Raw genomic sequence first — 20,836 nt, forward strand, 5'->3', positions numbered from 1 at the left:
GCGTTTAATCTCAGGGAAGTTAAATGTTTACAAATACCTGTCATACTGTTAGTATAATATCCCGTATACCTGATGATACTCGTATTGTCACCCCTGGTTGATGTCGGCTTTTGTCCGCCGGATAAGATTCAATGATTGACCCGAAACGGATATTAAGAATACTGACGATCTTAGCGGTCCTGACTGTGTTTCTGGCTGCCGGGGGGGGCGGGGCGCTGGCCGACCGAAACGCGAAGGCTGTATATTCTGATGGAGATATGGTCTCGACTTCTTCTGGGGAAGCGACCAGGGTAGGCGTTGAAGTGCTTAAGGCGGGCGGAAATGCTATCGATGCCGCGGTGGCGGTATCTTTCGCCCTTGCCGTAACGCATCCATCAGCAGGGAATATTGGGGGCGGAGGTTTTCTTCTCTTCAGGGACGATTCAGGGGAGAATCATTTCATAGATTTCAGGGAAAAAGCTCCCGCCGGAGCAACGGAAGATTTCTTTCTGGACATTGAAGGGAACCCGATAGAAGGCATGAGTAGATCGGGACACAACTCGGTAGGAGTCCCCGGTACTGTCGCAGGGATCTATCTTGCCTGGGAGAGATTCGGCAGCATGCCATGGAAAGCACTTATCGACCCGGCGGTGCGGCTAGCTGAAGAAGGGTTCACTGTTGACGGGGATCTCGCCGCCTCGCTGCTTTGTCTCAAGGAATATCGGAAGGATTTTCCTCTCCTCGACGGCCTTATTATGCATGAAGGAAGATATGTCAGAGAGAATGACACGCTGTCGCAGCCTCAACTTGCCAGGACTCTGGGACTGATAGCAAGAGATGGTCCTGATGCTTTCTACAGGGGCAAGATCGCGGCGATGATCGTTCGAGAGATGGAAGCTGGAGGTGGATCGATCACCGCTCAGGACCTTCGGGAGTACAAAGCGGTGATGAGGGAGCCTGTTGTCGGTTCTTACAGGGGACATATCATCATCTCAGCTCCTCCGCCAAGTTCGGGGGGGATCGTCCTGATAGAGATATTGAATATTCTCGAAGGATTCGATCTTGGCTCTATGGAATATCTGTCCGATCGGTCTGTCCACCTGATCGTGGAAGCGGAGAAATTCGCATATCGTGACAGGGCATGTTACCTCGGTGATCCTGATTTCGTTGAAATCCCGATCGCCAGACTTCTTTCCAAAGGGTATGCCCGATCGATGAGGGATAAGATCACGGCGAGTTCGACCGACTCGAGGAGTATCGGTCAATCTCGATGTCCACCAGGAAAGGAAAGTGAAGAGACGACTCATTATTCAATAATCGACAGAAGCGGGAATGCCGTTGCCGTCACGACTACTCTTAATAGTCCGTATGGATCGAAGGTAGTGGTAAAAGGTGCTGGATTTCTGCTGAACAATGAAATGGATGATTTCTCGATCAAGCCGGGAGCGCCTAATATATATGGTTTGACGGGTGGAAAGGCGAATGCCATCGCTCCAGGAAAAAGAATGCTCAGTTCGATGACTCCGACGATCGTTCTTAGGGACGATAGACCTTTTCTTATACTCGGATCTCCGGGCGGTTCGACGATAATCACAACGGTAGCGCAACTGATAACTGACATCATAGATTTCTGCCTGAGTCCGGAAGAAGCAATAGCTTCAGGAAGATATCACCATCAGTGGATACCGGATATCGTATATTGCGAGAAAGGCGTCTTCTCTTCAGATGTTGCCGGAAGGCTCATGAAGCGTGGGCACAAGCTGAAGGAGAGATCGTCGATCGGCGACGCTCAGTTGATAATGATCCAGGACGGCAGAGTATGCGGAGTCTCTGATCCGAGGCACGCCGGGACTTCTGCCGGATCGAAAAGTGAAAGAACCAGGGAATGAAAGGGGAAAAGAGATGAAAACGAAATTGATCCTGTTGCCTGCTATTCTTGTACTGTTTTCGACGATTTATCCGGCTGTCTCCAGCCGCGCGTCGACTGATATCGATCCGTACGAGATGATTGATGCTTGCGGTCGTTTTCCGTTCGCCAAGGTGATCCCTCTTGATAACGGTGAGGCGTGGGGAATGATATACGCAGACGTCTATGGAAAGATCTACCTGAAGCGATGGACGTCAAAAGGATGGAAACAGGAGTGGGAACTGACAAACCTTGGATCGAAAGTAAGAAAATTCTTCATCACCGACGTGGAAGGTGATGGCAGGGACGATATAGTGATAGCGACCGTCTCAGGAAGGATCCTCACCTATTCGATGAATGGATATATCAACACATGGGAAAATATCGAGGATGATTTCACAAGCATAGAAGCGATCGAACTGGGAAATATCGACAGCGATCCGCAGGTGGAGTTCATAGTCATCGCTGGCGGGACGATGTATATTATCGACGGGGTCGACAAGAGCCGCCAGTGGATCAGCGAGAGGAAATTCAAAGCTGCCGAAATAGTCATAGCAAATGTCGATTCGGATGATGCGATGGAGATAATCCTGAACACGGGGATAATAATAGATTCTAAGTTTCGAAATATCGAACTGGAATGGGATAAATCATTCGGGGACAGAATAACAGTCTTTGATATGAATAATGACGGGTATCCTGAAGTAATAGGTGAATTTACCGATTATTCGCTGCGGATATTCGATATCTATTCGGAGAGGGAAGTCTGGTAGGACTGGTTATAAAGACCTAAAAAAACGGCCAGAATACCAATAAACTGTTTATAAATATTATTAACTATGGTATAATACGCCACGATGTATGGCAAGGTTATGATACTATTATGGAACCTGTGAGGAGGGAAGCTGTGAATCATAAGCTATTGGTCGTTTGTGCCGCCTTATCCTTCCTGATCCTGTCTTCTTTGAATGTTTCGGCTGTAGAGATGAGGACCGAGACATTCGCGCTTGACGGAGGGGGCTCTTTCATGAGTTCGCCTGTTATTTGGAGCGGTAATATTACCGGCGGGACGCTTTTCCCCGGTACTTACTGGATCAGGCTCGACGACAGTAACTGGCCGGATGATAATCCCGTGACTACGGAAAACGAAAGATGGGATTATATCTTCGCCACTTACTTTACCTATGACGATACTCCCGATAACGAGGGATGGGACGGCGATTTCAAGGGCGTTATAGGTGATGAGACGCCATACTGGCGGTTCTATACCGAAGCGGGAGACACTCTGGGAGGCCTCTGTTCAAGTTTCAGGGTCGTGATAAGGGACCTGAACGGAAACGCCATAATGGAAGATAACGAATATCAGAACAAGGCGCTCTCGATCGGTTTTGTCTGTTATATCAATTTCAGCAAGGGATGTTTTACAAGTTTTTGCGGTCAGGGAAACTGCTCCGGCACGCTTGACCTCGCCGATGAATCGACGATGCAGGAAGAGCTTTACATTCCTTCACCGATCTACCCGGGGGGAAGGCTGTATCTCAGAGATGTCAGCTGCGTGACCGATACAGACGCGTCGACATGGGGCTCGATCAAGGCTATATACAGGGACTGACAACAGGAATGGAAAGGAGTGATCGTAAATGATGCATTACACGAAGTTAGTACTGTTCCTGGTTATGATCGTTGTCTCTGTTCCCGTAGCCATGAACGCTCAGGCCCTGCCTGATACGCTTTTTCTTGAATTCGATTTTGAGGGATTCGGGAATATGATCCTGACATCTCCGCCCGTCTATTCCGGTGATGTCGTTAATGGAGATCCGATCGTTCTGGGAGCGACATGGTGGATGCAGATTGACGATACCGGATGGCCCGCCACGAGCAGTCCAGAGACGAGATGGGATTATATCTTTAACACATATTTCGAATATAACGCGATGTCCGGATCATGGACGGCCGAGTTCGACGCTGGAACGCTTCCCACGAAACCTACCTGGGAACTAAATCATCCTGTCAATGGCGTGATGGGTGGGACCCTTGTGATCTCTTTCACGATCGGTGACTGGGATTTCGATGGGATACTCGATATCGAAGAGAGGATGTTCGGGACATACGAAGGCACGATGATGGTTATGAAGTACGGATACGGAAACTTCGCGAAATATTGTGGTCAGGGAGCTTATAACGGAGCTCTTCAGAATGCCGATCCGGTAAACTGGGCCGATGATTTCGTAAATGGACATTGCGTCCTTGATCTCTATAACTGTCAGATAGAAAACGAGCAGTACAGCTGGGGAAGCGTCAAGTCGTTGTACAGGTAAGATGCTCAGCGGGGTTGAAACCCTATTGTGAAACGTATCCACATCGGCGTGGGGACTCCTTTTACTTCGCCGGGGATGAAGCGTATCTCTCTTGCCGCTGCTATGGCTGTCTCATTAAGGATATTCTGGGGAAGTCCCCTCGAGAGCTTGATCTCGGTGACTTCCCCTTTTTCATTTACATAGAGTAGAAGTTCGACTTTGCCGTCGACGTCTTTTTTTATATTCTCCGGATACTTCGGCCACGGGATGAAAAGAGGCTTTGGTTCGACATTGTTCCTTTTAGTTCCCGATCTGCTGCTGCTTCCCCTGTTTGCGGAGTTGCCTGCCAGCGGTTCGATATTGAGATCGACATCTCCGAATTCCTCGAAAACCGATTGTTTTTCCTGTTCAGTAACGGCAGGCTCGTCCGGTTGAAGATCCAGTTCAGGGATGATCACCTCGTCAGGATACGGGATGAGGGAGAAAGTCCTCCCATCTCCTGAATAGTCAGAGATACCTTTATCTCCGGGCACTTCCGTTCTGAAGATCTCAAGATATTCAGGTTTGAGAAGAAGAAAAAGAGCTATATGAAGAATAAGAGCGGCGGATATTATGGTGATCCATTCTTTCGATCCCCTGTCGTGTCTGAAAATATTTTTTCGGTACTCAGGACTCATAATCGGATTAACCGCCGCTCGCCTGTGTGAATATACTCATATCAGGTTTCAATAGTAGCATCTTAACAGCTTCTGTAGTATATTATCTGCGGGAATATTGTGCAAGAAAGCTAAAATGACAGGAATGATACGCAGGAAAGATGTGACCGTGCCGAATTTCCTCACCGTGATGAGGATATTGATGGCGATCTTCGCGATATTCATGATCGGCACGGCAGAATATTCACGGATCGCCGCAATGATGCTTATCGCCGCGTCTTTCCTGGATTTTTTCGATGGATGGTATGCCCGGAAATTCAAACAGGTAACAAAACTCGGAACGCATCTCGACCCGTTTGCCGATAAGGTCCTTATGGCAGTGATCTTTATTTCTCTCAGCAGGGCGTTCAACTGGGGATGGTTCTACTATTTTGTCGCCGTGATCATGCTTCGCGAGATAATAATAACATTTTACAGGATGCGGGTGCGCAGGAGATCAGGCGAATATATACCTGCGAACAGGCTTGGAAAGATAAAAACGATTATTCAGTCCATTGTTGGCGATACCCTTATTTTCTACATTTTCATCTACCCGAAAAGTATCCCCGGAAATAACTGGCTTATATTCTCCATAATGACAATGGTCGTGTTCATAACCATTGATTCAGGACTGCGGTATATACTCCCGCGATGTTCAGACGGAAAGAAAAGATCGGTACTCGAAAGGATATCCAAGTGGGTATTCGGAGTACTGGCAAGGGAGGTATAGTATGGATGTCTATGAGGCGATAAGGATGAGAACGAGCGTCAGGGCATACAAAGCTGATACTGTGGAAGAAGAAAAACTCGGCAGGTTGCTCGAAGCGGCCAGACTTGCTCCGTCAGGCAAAAACGGCCAGCCCTGGAGATTCATAGTAGTAAAGGATAAAGAAACGAGATCGAGACTTGTACCGGCATGCAAAAACCAGGAGTTTATAGCTGAAGCCCCGGTAGTCATAGTGGCTTGCGGGTATGAAGAGGAAGCGTACAAAAAGATGGGCGGATACTGGAACAGTCTTCCTGTCGATATCGGCATCGCTCTGGAGCACCTGATGCTCGCCGCCGAGGCTGAAGAACTTGGAACATGCTGGATTGGAGCTTTTATCGAGGAAGAGGTCAGGGATATCCTGGGTGTTCCCGAGGGGGTGAAGATAGTCGCGCTGACCCCGGTCGGTTATCCATCGAAAGGAAGAGTGGTCAGGCCAAGAAAGCCTCTCGGGGAGATAGTAATGATGGAGAGGTGGGAAGAAAGATGAAAAACAATCTTTGCAGGACAGTAGTGACGATACTGGTCGTCGGAGCTTTTATATCAGCTCAACAGGTCTATGCCGGATCTGTATTTCAGGAGAAAGGGATGATAGACCTCAAGGAACTGACCATTCCGGAAGCTCCTTCCTCTTCAACTTACGGTCTCTCTTTTTCGCCGTCATCCGGAGATTCGATAGAAGTGATGCAGATCGAAATCGAAGAGAAGAACAAGTCGAACATCTACAGGGAACTGGCCGTAGCCGCCGTTGTAACGGCTTTTGCCGCCTATATCATTGTGACGGTATTTTTCCCGGAAGAAGAAAAAGCTGAAGAAGAGACCGGGGGAAAGGATCTTCCGACTGCGGGATTATCGATCGCATTTTAACCACTGACGACAAATATATTTTCTTCCGATACTGCGCCCCCGCTGGTAAGGTCCTCGACCTGCAGCAGAAGAAGGTATTTACCCGGCTCCAGCGATCCGATCGATATCCTGATCATATCAGAAGCTTCAGAGGAATTCACGCTCTGCTCAAGTGAACTTGATATATAGGGGGATCGTTCGCCACTGTCGCCCCTGATGCTTCGTTTTATCCAGTAAAGAGTATTCTTTATTCCACTCGACCCTGAACCGTCCTCAGCAGGCCTTCTGATCGAATAGGTGACGCGGTACCTGGAAAGGTCATCCTCATTCCTTTTCAGATTGTAAATATCATAAGCGATACAGAGGTCATTCCCGGAATCGTAGACGGGGATCGGATCGAGAATGCGCAGGCAATCTCCGTTTTTGCCGTCGAGCAGGAAACGAATAGTGCTGGTTTTAAGCGAACCTGATCCAAGCGATCGGATCTCGAAGGTGTCTCTCCAGGTGCCTCTTCTCAGCGGCCTGCCTCCGGAAAATTCGATGCCGAAAACGCATTCACCGATCCTTGCCGCGAGAAGGGCGGAAAGCCCGCAAAGAAAGTATCTGCCACTGGATTTTTCCATCTGATCCAGAGTATCAGGCCTCAGTTCGATCTTCTTGTCGAGTATCCGTTCCAGATTGTTGTCATAAGCGACAAGGCAGAAACAATATCGGTTTTTCGGATCGTCTATGACTGAATCCGGCAGAGCGATTGCGAATTCGATGTCGGTTTTTTCTCCGGGTCCTCTATTCTGGGATATCTGGATATGAAATGGCGCGTCGAGGTATTCTACCGGGTATTGATATGCCTGTGGGAGGTTATCAAAAATACTCTGAGTTATGCCAGAAAGACGGCTGTAAGCAGGATCTATGGGAATGTGATAATTTCCGTTAAGGAATTCATCCTGGAAATAGAGCCGGAAGTTCGATTCCGAGCGGCTGTATTCCCATACGACGATCGGCCCGTCGGTTCCATGACCGATATCGTAAAGAAGTTTGTCGGGGAGTCCGTAGCTGATCAGTGCCTGTCCCCTTACAGATTCGGCTCCATCGATACCCAGTCTTTTCAACGTGAGAAGTTCTCTGGCGAAAAAGACTCTCTCGTAGTGCTCCAGAAGACGTTCATTAATATCAGTCGCTATTGTCGGATCGTTCGTAAACCAGAATCTTCTGTTCCAGTCCTTCTTTATATCTTCCGGCCAAGTGAGGTAATCATCACGAATTTCCGGAGAGAGCAGGGGAGCGGTATCGACGTAGTAGATCTTCTCCCGGTCTTTCATCATCTCCAAAGCACGATTAAATCTTTCTTCGGCACGGGCGAAATCGCCAAACCGAAGAGATACCGATGCTGAAAGAAGCCACGAACGTGGATCGTCGGGATACAGTTCCAAAAGTATCGAAGAATATTTTCTCGCTGTCCTGTCCATCCTTCTGAACATATGGAGGAATCCAAGGTTGAAGATCGTCTCCCCGTGGCGGTTATCGATATCGTACGCCTTTTTGTAAAATCGCAGTGCGTTCTTGAGTTCTTCGGTGAAGCACATATTTTCGAGGTATTCTTCTTTTTTCATCTGGGCGAGATAATACCAGGCATGGAAAGAGCCCGGATCCAGTTTGATCGCTTCCCTGAATGATTCTTCAGATTCACCGGTAAATTGCATCGCGTGGAAAGTCAGGCCTTTTTCTATGTGATTGAGCGGGTTGTCCGGTTCAAGAAGGATAGCTTTCTCGATTGCTTCTATCGACCTGGACCTGGAATAGGGAGTTCCCTGTAACCTGTAAAGGACGCAGAGTCTTCTGTAAAGCGCCGGATCGTCCGCGGAGGCCCTCATGAGAGTCCTTACAGCAGATATCTGATCGGCGACCGCGCCAGGCTCTATTTCGCCCTGGCCATCGAGGAAATCCTCATCAAAGACCGTCTTCTCATATGGGGCGCAGGATAAAAAAAGATAAACGATGACCGAAGAGATTATCAATTTCTGTTTCATAACCGATCCCTGGCGACGTGATAATTTCCCCCGGAACGGGTCAGATGCTAATATATGGAGCTATAACAGTCAAGAATATTAAGTTATAAAGCTTCTTAATGCTCCGACTTGTCCATTAAGGAATAAAAATTGCATGAAATAACTTCGATGGATTGCGCCAGGCCTTCATCGAGGAAGAATATGACAAGCCAGATAACAGAAACGTTGCCGGCCGAGCTGGGCCAGTTTAACGATGTCATAGATGGTATGGGAAAACTCCTGTTGCAGGCGAAAATCTATCCAAGAGGTCATCCTTCAGTAGATAAGTATCTCGATTCAGCCTTTGATTCGCTTACAAAGATGCTCAGTAACAAGTACAGCGTGGTATTGAGAGTCTTCAATGATTCGATCTGTTACCTGAACTACGAATTCAATTCCAAAGAGCAAAGCAGGAAGGAATTCAGTTTCCTCATCAACTCGCTTGATATGATGTCTGTCGGTGAACTGGAGATTGAAAAGGGTATTGGAAAAAATGAATTTCTTTCCTTCATGGAAATAGCGGCAAGCGTTCTTAAAGGGGACCGGGAATTCGATCTATCCGGCGCGTGGAACAGTATAGAACATATCAAGGTCAGGCACGATATGTCGGGAAGTAATAAAAACGCGCTCATAACTGTCGATCAGGTCAAAACATCTCCGATCTCTTCAAATGCTGCGAGAAAAAATCATGATCGTGGAGAAGATGGAATCTGCGGAGCGATCGGTGACGTATTGAGGAAACTGGAGAAGATACAATCGAACGACGGGATGAAAGCTGGAAAACTGATCCTGGATATAGTCGGAAATGAGAACAGGAACAATTCGATAGCCCTGCTCCTGAAATCACTGACGAATTATGACGATTATACTTTCAGGCACTCGGTCAATGTCGCCGTCATATCGGCCGCGACCGCCAGACATGTCGGTTTTGGGGAAAGTGAGACCGCCTGGGTCGGTCTGGCGGCCCTCATGCATGATATAGGAAAGCTTTACGTGCCGAAAAAGATATTGAAAAAGAGCGGCCGGCTTTCTCCAGCCGAATGGCAGATGATCAGGAAACATCCGGTAGACGGGGCAGAGATTCTAAAGGCGGAGGGAATTGATGACAGGATATGTAAAGTGGCGTACCAACATCATATGCGGCATGATCTTACGGGGTATCCGGCCCACAGGGGTGAAAAGATCCTTCAGGCAAGCGAGATAGTAAGAATAGCTGACACATACGACGCTCTGACGACAAAAAGGGTATACAGGAAACAGATCAGCCCCTATGAAGCTATCAAGATGATGGCGAGGACGAGGAAGACGGAATTCCATCCACAGTATTTTGATAATTTTCTCCATATGATGGGAAATATTCCGATCGGCAGTATACTGGTCCTCGAGTCTGGAGAGACAGTGATAGTCGTAGACATTAACAGGAAAACGGGCGCGTTTCCCAGGGTAAGAGTCATAAGGGACAGCAACGGAGTCGAAGTAGACAATGAGATAATTCTGGATCTTAACGAGAGAAATCCCGGAACGAGAAGAGTAAAATACAGGATACGCGGAGTTATCGACGACCCTGTCCGTAATGTCGAAATAGGAAAATATCTGATAGCCTCGGATGTGGATTGAACCGTCGGTCGTTCATTCCTGCCATAAAGAAAGCCCAGGACGATCATCCTCACGTATGATGATCCCCCCGGGCCAAACTCACTTCACCTTCAGTCGAAGCCTATACCCTTCCAGCCTTGCCAAGCTGTTCAAGGTCTCCGTGAACACTCCACGTATATTCGACTTTGTCGACGCTTGAATGGATAATGAATTCGATCGTCTTTCCCGCTTTTACCGGATTAGATCCTGTCCGGGCAAGAAAGTCCTCGCCGTCAGTCACGACGCACCATCCGGAAGGCGCGTATACATCGACAATAGAGGCTTCGGGGTCAATGATCTTCAAACCGAATATCTTCGACCCCGAAGAGGTGACTCTCAATTTTATCAAAAACCTTCCGTCTTCCATAACAGTAACGCTTTTGTTGACTGATGCCGCAGCCCCAAATGCCGAATGACTTATCGAGGCGATAACCGCAATCGCCGTCAAGACGATAAGAGCTTTCGTTTTTAGCGCATTCATGTTGTTAACTCCCATCACGTTACAAAAATAACTTAATTTAGTGATTGAGAATATCATCTCAATCAATTGCCCTGTACGACATTATTATAGCACAAATGATGATGCCATGTCGAGGGGTGAAAAGATTTCCTGCAATAAAAAACAGTGAGACATTTTTTCCCCTGACAGATTGTTTACGTATTATGTAACTGTAATAATGACAGGGTTATACGTTATTCGCAAAAAGGGAATGATCGTTGCAGCAGGACTATCGAGATGAAAAAAATAATAATATTGATGATCTGGATGATTATTATTCCATCATCGATCGTAGCTTCACCCTTTGAAAGCAACGGTGTGGAGACACATATCGGTGTCAATACGGCTATTTTCCTTCCATGGCATCACAACGGGATAGGATACGGATATGGATTCAGTCTTGTGATGAGGCCATCGTATGCGCGCTATCTTTACGATGAGCTGGAAAAATGGAATTTCGGTATCGCCCTGCAATCGACATCGCAGTATATCGCGGAAGGATTTGGGTATTCTGATCTGTGTCTATCCCTCCGTTATTATTTTAACAGGGAAAGATCAGATGTCGGATGGGAAAGTGGATTCATAGGGGCTGGAGTCGGAGTAGCGTCTGTGTCCTGGAGATCGGATAACGGACCGGGAAAACTGAAAGATACTGATTTTATCCTTGAAGCAGGTTATGAGTTCGATCTTCAGAATATACTGCAACTGCCGCTTGTACTGATGTTCAGTTTCAACTATCGCCTGATCGATATTGAGCCGGTCAGCTATACCGGCGTTGGAGCCGCTTTAAGCTTCTGTTACGGAATCGATCAATAAAGTGTTTCGGCGGATATGCTGGCACACAACTCGCTTCTGAATAACCATAACATCGTAAAGTATCATAATTGGTCGAGTCCAAGGGAAATAAGATGGAAACAAGAGTCCTGATTGTCGATGATGAAGTGCATCTTGCGAAAATACTGCAATTTACGCTTGAACATGCCGGATACAAGGTTGAAACGGCGTTTGATGGCCAGGAGGCGCTCGCGAAGGTCCCCGTCTTCTCTCCAGATATTATTATCCTTGATCTGTCTCTGCCCGTAATCGACGGGTATGAAGTCTGCAGGATATTGAAATCGGCTGAAAAGACGAGGGATATTCCAGTAGTTATTCTGTCGGCACGCGATTTCAAAAGGGATGGACTCGAAAAACCCCTGACGGCGGAACTTCTGATCGAAAAACCTTTCAACACAGAATCGCTATTGAGTGAGCTCTCGAAGCTGCCTGTCAGATGAGATCCGGAAAGACCGGTTCGCTGAGGGGGTTATACAGGTTGCATGAATACCGCGCCGTCATCAGGAGCTTCACTGGAATCTGATGATCTGACAATACCGCTCCTCGAATCCTTTTCCCTGGCCATCTCTTCGATTATCCTGCCTGTCTCGACGTCCCGGTTCTTTTCGGCGAGCATCTCAAGAGATTTATGAAGCCTCAGTGCTTCTTCCGCATTGCGTTGACGAAGCGTCTCTACCATATGAGCAAGCGCCCTCTGCATAGACGCGAACAACTGGTCTCCGACAGGTTCTTCGATTTGAGGGAATTTATCCCTGGACACATGGATAATATTCTTGTGGAGGTATAGCAGGGGTTGGAAGATCCGGTTTGTAACCAGAATTGAGAGCAGGTAGAACGATCCGATTATGATCATGGAAAAAGCGAATGTGTTGATTATAAGCAGATTCTTCATCTTGCTGACAATGGGAAGCAGCTCAGGGAACTGAGTCGAGACTGCTGAACTGTTGGAGACAAGACCAAAGTAGAAAGATACGCCGAAGGCGATCGCTACCGTCATAGAGCTGCCGAAGACAAGCAACCTTATCTGTTTCTTGAGTTTTCCAGCCATATTGACATCTGGTTGAAGACGTTCTGAATCTGTTTTTGAATAAGACATATTCTGCTCCCGGGATTTACCGGATCGGTTTGTCGCGATCCGGATAAAATTATAGCTATTATCCTTGATATATCAATAATTGTGCCATAAGAGCCCCCGGAAAGGTCAGCTTTTGGGGGAAAATGCTTCAAGGGCCGATCTGAGTTCATCAATATCGATCAAAGTATCCTTGCAGGGTCCAGAAGGACGGCTGTTTGGAATGCCGATCACTGCTATCTTTGGAGCGACATCCCTGATCCCGCTGATCAGGTCTCTTTCACACGCAATAGCTACTATTGCCCTTGGGGATATTCTGCTGATGATCTTTCTCGCGACGCTGCCTCCCGGAGCGGTATGGACCTCTATGTCCGGGAATTCGCCGCAGACTCTGACAGCTTCTTCGCGGATATCCTTTCTCAGGCATCTCGGAAAGAGAGCGAGTACCGGACCTTTATCATCAGGTGCAGGACGGGCGAGAGTATTGGCGACCCTGATAAAAGAATGACTCAACCGGTCACGGGAGATACCGAGTTTCGATGCGACTTTGATCACTATCGGCAGTATAAAGAATAACAGGCCGCTGCCTCTCGTGAGGCAGATCTTCAGATAGCTCCTTCTGCTCAGGACGGAGATGACCAGAAGCAGGTACCAGGCGAGGACGAAGAGAGAAACAAGAAGAAAAGAGACGCTGATAATGGTGGCCCAGTTCTTTCCGAATGATTCGAATCTGGGAAGGATCAGATACCAGAACAGAGCGGCAAGCAGGATCATAGTAGCAAGGACGATCATTGAAAGGATAATAAAAGTCCCTTTACTTTCCGATATAGTTTCTTCCCCGCTATCATTCTCCCAGTCGGCCCATTCATCTCCCAAGACTCTTTTGTCTTTCAACCGTCCGGGATCACTGTTCTTTTCATCTGTCATAGCAGTAAAGTAACTGAAGGAAGAATTTTGTTCAATAATATAAATCGTTGTGAGAGACTCACCGTGGAAGGGAGAAGAATGAGTGCATGATCAGGAAAAATGAATATTTTGCTCTGACGGTCGGACTTGTCTCGATATCGTTCGCCGCGATATTCATCAAACTTGCGCAGGCGCCCGCTCCGGTCGTTTCCGCGTTGAGAATGATATTCTCAACGCTGCTGATAATCCCATACGCGATGTGTTCGAAAAATTTCAGAAGAGAGATTGCGTCCCTGTCGATCAACGACGCGGCGCTCCTTGTTTTCTCTGGAATACTGCTCGCCGCTCATTTTCTTTCATGGATAACTTCTCTTTCCCTTACCGGAATAACGAGCAGCATAGTCTTTGTAACGACGAGTCCGCTTTTTGTCGCTTTGTACACCGTGATCTTTTTCAGGGAGAAGGTGTCCGGGTCTTTCTGGGCCGGGCTGGTGATCGCGGCGACAGGCATTCTGATAATGGCGGGAGGGAATATGCTTGCAGGTGGTGAGAATTGGAAGGGAGACCTGCTTGCCGTCGCCGGGGCAGTCTCTGCGGCCGGTTATTTCCTCGTCGGAAGCCGGCTAAGATCGAGATTATCGTTGATCACGTATATAATGCCCGTATATCTGATTTCGGCCGTGATCCTTACAGCGGCCGTCCCGGTCTGCGGGGAAAGATTGACAGGTCATCCCGCGCGGAGTTACCTGTATTGTCTTCTTATGGCAGCCGTCTGCCAGCTGGCCGGGCATACCGTCTTCAACTGGGCTCTGAAAAGAGTAAAAGCGGCCGTTGTGACCCTTTCGATCCTCGGAGAACCGGTAGGAACGACCCTGCTGGCCTTTCTGATACTTGACAAGACCCCGGCTGCTGCGGAAATGGCAGGAGGGGTGTTTGTACTGGCCGGGATATTCACGGCGATCTATTGTAATCCTGGAGTGACGGTGGCGCGCCGGGCGAAGCAGGTCCGATCATAAGGTTATAAGTATTTCCTTTATTTCTTCTATAAGTGCCCTGTCACCCTGCCATATCCTGATGAATTCCTCAAAAGATTCGCGGGCTTTTTCCTTTTGCCCCATTCGCATCCTCGTGTGACCGAGGTAGTACAGAGCCCTGGCCGGAAAATCTTCTTTTTTTATGAGTTTTTCAAGCAGTTTAACCCCATCTTCAAACCGGCTGGTGTTGATGTATACGATGCTCATACCAAGAGGTATGTCAGTATCGTCCGGATCGAGCATGTAAGCCCTGTCCCAGTATTCGAGAGCCTTTTCATAATTACCTGTCTTCATATATGTGTTGGCTATCCCGATCAGGGGACGCGAATCGTTCTTATCCTTGAAGATGGCGAGCTGAAAATATTTTTCCGCTTTCGAGAAATCTTTCAACTCGAAACAGGCATAGCCGAGATATGTGTAGAGTTCGCCGTCGGATCTGCCATTCTCTCCCGCAAAGTGCAGGGTCTCCAGGGCGTCTTCATACATGTGTCTCGCGACCATGACCTTTCCCAGGAGCATCAGAAGGTCTTTATCGGTCGGGTAAGTATACCTGATCGAGAGGAGTTGCGCGTACGCTTCAGTGTAGTTACCCTGTTCATAGTAAGCTTCGGCGAGTATGAGATTGCCGCGAAGATCCCTCGTTGATATGTTCAGGGCGATAGTTGAATATTTTTCGGCTGTTTTGTACTGTTTCTGCCTGAGGGCGCATGAAGCCAGGCCCAGGTACGGGGTGAAGAAATTCTTCCTTAAGGCGATCGCCATATTATACGATTTTTTCGCTTCAGATATCCTGTCCTGTGCTTCAAGAGCCTGTCCCAGGGCGGCATGGATCTCGGGGTCGGAGTTTCCGGTCTTCGCCGCTTCCTTTAGATAGAATTCCGCTTTGCTGAACCTTTCGAGTTCGAGCATGGCAATTCCCAGATTATAATTGGTCTCAGTGTCATCGGGCCTTTCCTTCAGGACCAGTTCCCAATTTTTGACGGCCAGGTCGAGATCTCCCTTTTCGGCGTAATCAACGCCAAGATTATAATGTTTCAGAGTATCGTCGGAACAGGAAGAGAAGAGCCAGGTCGCCAGGACAATCGTCAATATAAGGATTCCCGAAATATTCCTTTTTAAGTTCATCTTCGAATATCCTTTCTGGAGAGGCGGATTTTAATCTGATTACAATATAATGTAAAAAATATCTGATCAAAAGAAGATTTAACAGGTGCCAGGACGCGAAATAGCCATATTTTGAACATATAAATTCATTTGTTTGGTTTGGAAGCTTTAGAGAGGACTTTCAAATTATAGTTGACTTTTTGCTTTATAGGTGTAAAGTGTTCTCTTGTATTCGTTATTTTTTTTTGCGCGTTACCAGGTAATACGGGTCAACAAGACGAGAGGTAAGTGGTTAAATGCTTGAAAAAGAAGTGTGTTACGAAGCCACTCTCGATCATGATTTTCTTGATGAGATCTATTCGCTACCGGGAGGGAAAGAGATCAAGAGGTGCATCCAGTGCGGAACATGCACTGGGTCCTGCCCGCAGGCATGTCAGATGGATCACGCGCCGCGGAAGATCTTTTCACTGATCCGGGCGGGATTTCGAGATGAAGTACTCCGGTCGAACACGGTATGGCTCTGTTCTTCATGCTATTCCTGCGCCGTGAGATGTCCCAAGGAGATCAAGATCACCGATGTGATGTATGCGCTCAAGAGGCTTGCCATCAAGGAAGGAAAAGCGAAAAGAGGAAAGAAGGCGACGATCCTTTCCAGGAACTTCGTTGGGATGGTCAACAAATATGGCCGGAATCACGAGACTGAACTGATGACAAGATATATCCTCGCGGCAGAACCGTTCAACCTGTTTAGTTTCGTCCCGCAGGGGATGAAACTGTTCGTAAACGGACGCCTGCCTGTCATGCCTCACAAGATCAGGAATCTCGATCAGCTGAGAAAGATAATGGAAAAAGTCGAAGAGCTGGGGGAGATATAGATGAAATATACATATTATCCAGGCTGTTCAGTCAAGGCCACCGCGAATCTCTACCAGGAATCGATCGACGCGATCGCGCCCGTTATCGGGATCGAGCTCGAGGAACTCGATGACTGGAACTGCTGCGGCGCCACTGCCTATATGTCAGTGAGAGAATTGATGAGTTTCGCGATCTCGGCTAGAAACCTTGCTCTGGCGGAAAAGCATCACCGTGACCTGGTCACTCCATGCAGCGCCTGTTACCTGGTCCTTAACAAGACCAATCATTATTTCGAAGAATATCCAGATATGAGGAAAAAACTCGGTCAGGCACTGGAAGCCGGGGGCCTGAGTTACAGCGGTAATATCAGGGTCCGACACATACTCGATGTCATAGTAAACGACATAGGTATGGAGAGGATCTCATCGCTTGTAAAGAAGAGACTCGACGGGCTCAAGGTAGCTCCCTACTATGGCTGCCAGATCGTAAGGCCGGAAATGGGTTTTGACGATCCGGACGATCCGCAGTCTATGGACGTTCTTATAGAGACACTTGGAGCCGAAGCGGTGAAGTATTCCATGAAGACGAAGTGCTGCGGCGCCTCTCTCATGGGGACCGAGGAGAAGATGGCACTCAAACTCTGCCGGGAATTGCTTATGGACGCGGAGAATAACGGAGCGCACTGCATAATCACTCTCTGCCCTCTTTGCCAGATGAACCTCGATATATATCAATCCAAAGTGAACAGTCTTTTTAAAACGAAATTCAATATCCCTGTCATTTACTTTTCGCAACTGATAGGCCTGGCCCTGGGAATCAAATCATCGGAGCTGGGGATGAAACGTCTTGGTGTCAAAGTATCCGGAGAAATGAAAAGAATTATTGAGGGAGCGTGAAATGGCTGTACGCATAGGTGTTTACATCTGCCACTGCGGGACTAACATCGCCGGCAAGGTCAATATCGACGAGGTCGTCGAATTTACCAGGAGCCTCGAGAATGTTTCGCTCGTGAGAGATTACAAATTCATGTGTTCTGATCCCGGTCAGGCTCTCCTTCAGAAAGATGTAGAGGATGGTCTGATCGACAGAGTCGTAGTCGCCTCGTGTTCTCCTCTCATGCACGAGAACACATTCAGGAAGGCGACCGAGAGGGGCGGATTGAATCCGTACCTCTTCACGATGGCTAATATAAGGGAACAGTGTTCCTGGGTGCATATCGATTCAGATCGGACGACTGATAAAGCGAAAGATCTGATATCGGCAGCGGTAAGAAGGGCGTTCCTGCTCGAGCCGCTGACGAAACGGGAAGTTCCGATCAATCCGAGGACTGTCGTCATAGGGGGGGGTATTGCAGGCATTCAGGCTGCCCTCGATCTCGCCGAAGCTGGCAAGGAAGTCGTGCTTGTCGAAAGAGAACCTTCGATCGGGGGGCATATGGCGAAGTTCGACAAGACGTTCCCGACCCTCGACTGCTCCGCCTGTATTCTCACGCCGAGGATGGTCTCCGTAGGGCAGCATCCGAAGATAGAATTGATGACGTATTCCGAGGTAGAGGATGTCAGCGGATATGTCGGCAATTTCAATATCCGCGTGAGAAAAAAAGCGAGGTATGTCGATCCGGAACTCTGCAACGGATGCGGAGCATGCTGGGAGAAATGTCCAGGTACGAGGGTCCCGAGAAAAGGGAATGTGCACGAAAAACTCTCCCTCGGACCGACCACATCGATATATATGCCTTTCATGCAGGCAGTCCCCGCTATTCCCGTCATTGATACGACGACATGTCTTTACTTCAAGGATGACAAGCACGCCTGCGGCCTCTGCGCCAAGGAATGCGAAAGAGGCGCTATCAAATATGACATGGAAGACGAACTTGTCGATTTTGAAGTGGGAAATATAATCCTGGCGACCGGATTCCAGACATTCGATCCGTCAGTGATTACACGCTATGGATACGGGAAGTTGGATAACATCATGACAGCGATCGAATTCGAGATCATGAACTGCGCGTCGGGATCGACGGGCGGAAAGATCCAGATGGCTGACGGCAGCGAACCGAAATCGATCGGTATAGTCCATTGCGTGGGAAGCAGGGATAACCATTATCATGATTATTGTTCGAGAGTATGCTGCATGTATTCCCTGAAGTATTCGCATCTGATCAAGGAAAAGACCGATGCCGAAGTATACGAGTTCTATATCGATATGAGGTGTTTCGGTAAAGGGTACGAGGAGTTCTATGACAGGCTTCTCACTGAGGATGTAAGGTTCATCAGGGGCAAGGTCGCCGAGATAACCGATGTCGCGGTCAATGACGCTGAAAAAGGAAAACTTATTGTCAGGGTCGAAGACACGCTTGTGGGCAGCGTAAGGCGGGTCCCGCTCGATATGGTCGTTCTCAGCACCGGGCTTGAAGGGCACGATACTCTTCCGGCGATCGCGAAAAAATGCAGCGTATCGATAGGAAGAGACGGGTTTATAATCGAGAAACATCCGAAACTCGGTCCGGTATCGACCGCCACCGATGGCGTCTTCATCGCTGGAGCCTGCCAGTCTCCAAAAGATATTCCAGATACTGTCGCGCAGGCATCAGCAGCTTCAAGCGCCGTGCTTTCGATGATCACAAGGGAAAAGATCGAGATCGAAGCGGCTACCGCGGAAGTCGATGAAGAAAAGTGTTCAGGGTGCAAATTGTGCAATACGCTATGTCCGTATCTCGCGGTGAAATACGATGAAGAAAAGGGTGTATCTGTCGTCAATCAGGCGCTATGCAAGGGTTGCGGGACATGCGTGGCAGGATGTCCCAGCGGCGCGATATCAGCAAAGCACTTTGAGGATCGACAGATATTCGCAGAAATAGAAGGTATCTTTTCAGGATTATAAAACCTGTTTCCAAGCCCGAAGGGATAATAGATATGTCATTTGAACCGAAGATCGTTGGTTTCCTCTGCAACTGGTGTTCCTACACCGGAGCAGATCTTGCGGGAACCGCGAGGATAAAGTATTCGCCCAATATCCGATCGATAAGGGTGATGTGCAGCGGAAGGATTGAGCCGACTTTCATAGTGAAAGCTTTATACGAGGGGGCTGACGGTGTTCTGATAGCGGGATGCCATCCAGGCGACTGTCATTACCAGGAAGGTAACTATAAGGCTCTGAGAAGGCACAGGATGCTGAGGCTGATCCTCCCAGGTTTCGGCATTGAACCTGAAAGAGTCCGGCTTGAATGGGTCGCAGCTTCAGAAGGGGAGAGATTCGCGACGATCGTGGACGAATTTACCGAACAGATCAGGAAGCTTGGCCCCCTTAACGTCCGCGATTCACTTGAAATGATCCTGAGTGAGGATGTCATTTTAAATCTCGATTCAGCCATGGAAGAAGGCGGTGACGCCAATGAAGCTTAAAACTGGAATATATTGGGGAGCAGGTTGCGGTGGATGCGATGTGGCGGTTCTGGACGTACACGAGAAGATCCTTACTGTGGCCGAGAAAATGGAACTTCTGTTCTGGCCGATCGCGATGGACTTCAAATACGAAGACGTCGAAGCGATGGATGACAACGAGTTCGACATCGTGATGTATAACGGGGGGATAAGAAACTCCGAGAATGAAGAGATAGCGAGGCTTCTCAGGAGAAAATCCAAGGTGATGGTCGCTCTCGGAGCCTGCGCTCACATCGGCGGGCTTATCGCGATGGCGAATTTTCATACAAAAGATTCCATATTGAACAGGGTATATCTGGAGACTGAATCGACAGATAATCATGATGCCGTGATTCCGCAGGAAAAATGGGTAAATGGGGAAGAGGAACTTACGCTGCCAAGATTCCATAATCTTGTGAAGACGCTTGATCAGGTCGTCGATGTCGACTATTACATTCCCGGGTGCCCGCCGGTCCCGGCTCAGATCGTCAACGCCCTGTCGCAGGTCTGGGAAGGAAAACTTCCCCCGAAAGGATCTGTCATCGGAGCCGGAGCACGCACGCTCTGCGATGAATGTCCTCGGAAAAAGGAAGAAAAAACAATCACGGGATTCAAACGTCCCGTGGAGATGATCCCGGAACCTGAAAAATGTCTTCTTGAACAAGGCCTCCTATGCCTTGGACCGGTCACCAGGGAAGGCTGCGGGGCAAGATGCATAAATACAAACGTCCCTTGCAGGGGATGTTACGGACCTCTCGAAGGAGTGCGTGATCAGGGCGTAAGGATGCTCAGCGCTCTCGCTTCAGTACTTGATCCGAAGGAAGAAAAGGAAATAGATGAACTGATCAGCCAGATCGCCGATCCACTGAGGACATTTTACAGGTTCAGCGCAGCTGCTTCCATACTGAGGAGGAAAAAAGTATGAGGCGCGTAGAAATAGA

At 48.3% G+C, this 20,836-nt stretch carries 22 protein-coding genes; 16 read left to right on the forward strand and 6 right to left on the reverse strand.

Annotation, left to right across the window (positions count from 1 at the left end; genetic code table 11):
* Window positions 1-131 precede the first annotated feature (131 nt).
* The 4 genes from ggt (at window position 132) to JW814_12460 (ending at window position 4,203) form a co-directional block, all read left to right on the forward strand.
* Entirely contained in the window at window positions 132-1,868 is a 1,737-nt protein-coding gene (gene ggt, locus JW814_12445) for a gamma-glutamyltransferase (GenBank protein ID MBN2072255.1), read from the forward strand.
* A 13-nt stretch (window positions 1,869-1,881) separates the two neighbouring features.
* Window positions 1,882-2,658, forward strand: coding sequence for a hypothetical protein (locus JW814_12450; protein MBN2072256.1), 777 nt, complete (start codon window positions 1,882-1,884; stop codon window positions 2,656-2,658).
* A 134-nt stretch (window positions 2,659-2,792) separates the two neighbouring features.
* Window positions 2,793-3,497, forward strand: a complete 705-nt coding sequence (locus JW814_12455) for a hypothetical protein (GenBank protein ID MBN2072257.1) — start codon at window positions 2,793-2,795, stop codon at window positions 3,495-3,497.
* Window positions 3,498-3,525: 28 nt separating this feature from the next.
* Window positions 3,526-4,203 carry a hypothetical protein gene (locus JW814_12460; GenBank protein ID MBN2072258.1) on the forward strand — a complete coding sequence of 226 codons (678 nt, stop codon included), beginning with the start codon at window positions 3,526-3,528 and terminating at the stop codon, window positions 4,201-4,203.
* A 5-nt stretch (window positions 4,204-4,208) separates the two neighbouring features.
* Here JW814_12460 and JW814_12465 read toward each other — a convergent pair whose 3' ends face one another.
* Complete coding sequence (locus tag JW814_12465) at window positions 4,209-4,859, reverse strand: energy transducer TonB (GenBank protein MBN2072259.1); 651 nt, start codon at window positions 4,857-4,859, stop codon at window positions 4,209-4,211.
* Window positions 4,860-4,974: 115 nt separating this feature from the next.
* On the opposite strand from JW814_12465, the gene pgsA reads away from it, so the two are divergent.
* The 3 genes from pgsA to JW814_12480 are packed head-to-tail and all read left to right on the forward strand — an operon-like array spanning window position 4,975 to window position 6,510.
* A complete protein-coding gene (pgsA, locus tag JW814_12470) occupies window positions 4,975-5,607 on the forward strand; it encodes a CDP-diacylglycerol--glycerol-3-phosphate 3-phosphatidyltransferase (GenBank protein ID MBN2072260.1) in 633 nt (210 codons plus the stop codon).
* 1 nt (window position 5,608) lies between these two features.
* Entirely contained in the window at window positions 5,609-6,133 is a 525-nt protein-coding gene (locus tag JW814_12475) for a nitroreductase family protein (protein MBN2072261.1), read from the forward strand.
* Window positions 6,130-6,510, forward strand: coding sequence for a hypothetical protein (locus JW814_12480; GenBank protein ID MBN2072262.1), 381 nt, complete (start codon window positions 6,130-6,132; stop codon window positions 6,508-6,510). The genes JW814_12475 and JW814_12480 overlap by 4 nt, the downstream gene beginning before the upstream one ends.
* On the opposite strand, the gene JW814_12485 is transcribed toward JW814_12480, so the two are convergent.
* Complete coding sequence (locus JW814_12485; protein ID MBN2072263.1) at window positions 6,507-8,516, reverse strand: GWxTD domain-containing protein; 2,010 nt, start codon at window positions 8,514-8,516, stop codon at window positions 6,507-6,509. The genes JW814_12480 and JW814_12485 overlap by 4 nt on opposite strands.
* Window positions 8,517-8,645: 129 nt before the next feature.
* On the opposite strand from JW814_12485, the gene JW814_12490 reads away from it, so the two are divergent.
* Entirely contained in the window at window positions 8,646-10,151 is a 1,506-nt protein-coding gene (locus JW814_12490; protein MBN2072264.1) for an HD-GYP domain-containing protein, read from the forward strand.
* Window positions 10,152-10,251: 100 nt separating this feature from the next.
* Here the strand turns inward: JW814_12490 and JW814_12495 are convergent, their stop codons facing one another.
* On the reverse strand, window positions 10,252-10,650 hold the full coding sequence (locus JW814_12495) for a hypothetical protein (protein ID MBN2072265.1): 399 nt from the start codon (window positions 10,648-10,650) through the stop codon (window positions 10,252-10,254).
* A 255-nt stretch (window positions 10,651-10,905) separates the two neighbouring features.
* On the opposite strand from JW814_12495, the gene JW814_12500 reads away from it, so the two are divergent.
* Together JW814_12500 and JW814_12505 are read left to right on the forward strand one after the other, a co-directional pair.
* Window positions 10,906-11,484, forward strand: a complete 579-nt coding sequence (locus JW814_12500) for a hypothetical protein (protein MBN2072266.1) — start codon at window positions 10,906-10,908, stop codon at window positions 11,482-11,484.
* Between the two features lie 92 nt (window positions 11,485-11,576).
* Window positions 11,577-11,942, forward strand: coding sequence for a response regulator (locus tag JW814_12505; protein ID MBN2072267.1), 366 nt, complete (start codon window positions 11,577-11,579; stop codon window positions 11,940-11,942).
* Window positions 11,943-11,971: 29 nt separating this feature from the next.
* Here JW814_12505 and JW814_12510 read toward each other — a convergent pair whose 3' ends face one another.
* Entirely contained in the window at window positions 11,972-12,598 is a 627-nt protein-coding gene (locus JW814_12510; GenBank protein ID MBN2072268.1) for a hypothetical protein, read from the reverse strand.
* Window positions 12,599-12,703: 105 nt separating this feature from the next.
* Window positions 12,704-13,468, reverse strand: coding sequence for a DUF116 domain-containing protein (locus JW814_12515; protein ID MBN2072269.1), 765 nt, complete (start codon window positions 13,466-13,468; stop codon window positions 12,704-12,706).
* Window positions 13,469-13,587: 119 nt separating this feature from the next.
* On the opposite strand from JW814_12515, the gene JW814_12520 reads away from it, so the two are divergent.
* On the forward strand, window positions 13,588-14,496 hold the full coding sequence (locus JW814_12520) for a DMT family transporter (GenBank protein ID MBN2072270.1): 909 nt from the start codon (window positions 13,588-13,590) through the stop codon (window positions 14,494-14,496).
* On the opposite strand, the gene JW814_12525 is transcribed toward JW814_12520, so the two are convergent.
* Window positions 14,491-15,639: a tetratricopeptide repeat protein gene (locus JW814_12525; protein MBN2072271.1), complete on the reverse strand. Its 1,149-nt coding sequence runs from the start codon at window positions 15,637-15,639 to the stop codon at window positions 14,491-14,493. The two genes, JW814_12520 and JW814_12525, sit on opposite strands and share 6 nt — an antisense overlap.
* A 275-nt stretch (window positions 15,640-15,914) precedes the next feature.
* Here JW814_12525 and JW814_12530 point away from each other — a divergent pair, with 275 nt between their 5' ends.
* The 5 genes from JW814_12530 to JW814_12550 are packed head-to-tail and all read left to right on the forward strand — an operon-like array spanning window position 15,915 to window position 20,820.
* On the forward strand, window positions 15,915-16,493 hold the full coding sequence (locus tag JW814_12530) for a 4Fe-4S dicluster domain-containing protein (protein MBN2072272.1): 579 nt from the start codon (window positions 15,915-15,917) through the stop codon (window positions 16,491-16,493).
* Window positions 16,494-17,369 (forward strand): CoB--CoM heterodisulfide reductase iron-sulfur subunit B family protein, encoded by an 876-nt coding sequence (locus JW814_12535; protein MBN2072273.1) that lies wholly within the window; start codon window positions 16,494-16,496, stop codon window positions 17,367-17,369.
* Window position 17,370: 1 nt separating this feature from the next.
* A complete protein-coding gene (locus JW814_12540; protein MBN2072274.1) occupies window positions 17,371-19,356 on the forward strand; it encodes a CoB--CoM heterodisulfide reductase iron-sulfur subunit A family protein in 1,986 nt (661 codons plus the stop codon).
* Between the two features lie 32 nt (window positions 19,357-19,388).
* Window positions 19,389-19,877 (forward strand): hydrogenase iron-sulfur subunit, encoded by a 489-nt coding sequence (locus JW814_12545; protein MBN2072275.1) that lies wholly within the window; start codon window positions 19,389-19,391, stop codon window positions 19,875-19,877.
* Window positions 19,867-20,820, forward strand: coding sequence for an oxidoreductase (locus JW814_12550; GenBank protein MBN2072276.1), 954 nt, complete (start codon window positions 19,867-19,869; stop codon window positions 20,818-20,820). Before JW814_12545 ends, JW814_12550 begins: the two co-directional genes overlap by 11 nt.
* Window positions 20,821-20,836 lie beyond the last annotated feature (16 nt).

It is taken from the genome of Candidatus Krumholzibacteriota bacterium, from assembly GCA_016932415.1.
In the GTDB taxonomy this organism is placed as follows: Bacteria; Krumholzibacteriota; Krumholzibacteriia; order Krumholzibacteriales; family Krumholzibacteriaceae; genus Krumholzibacterium.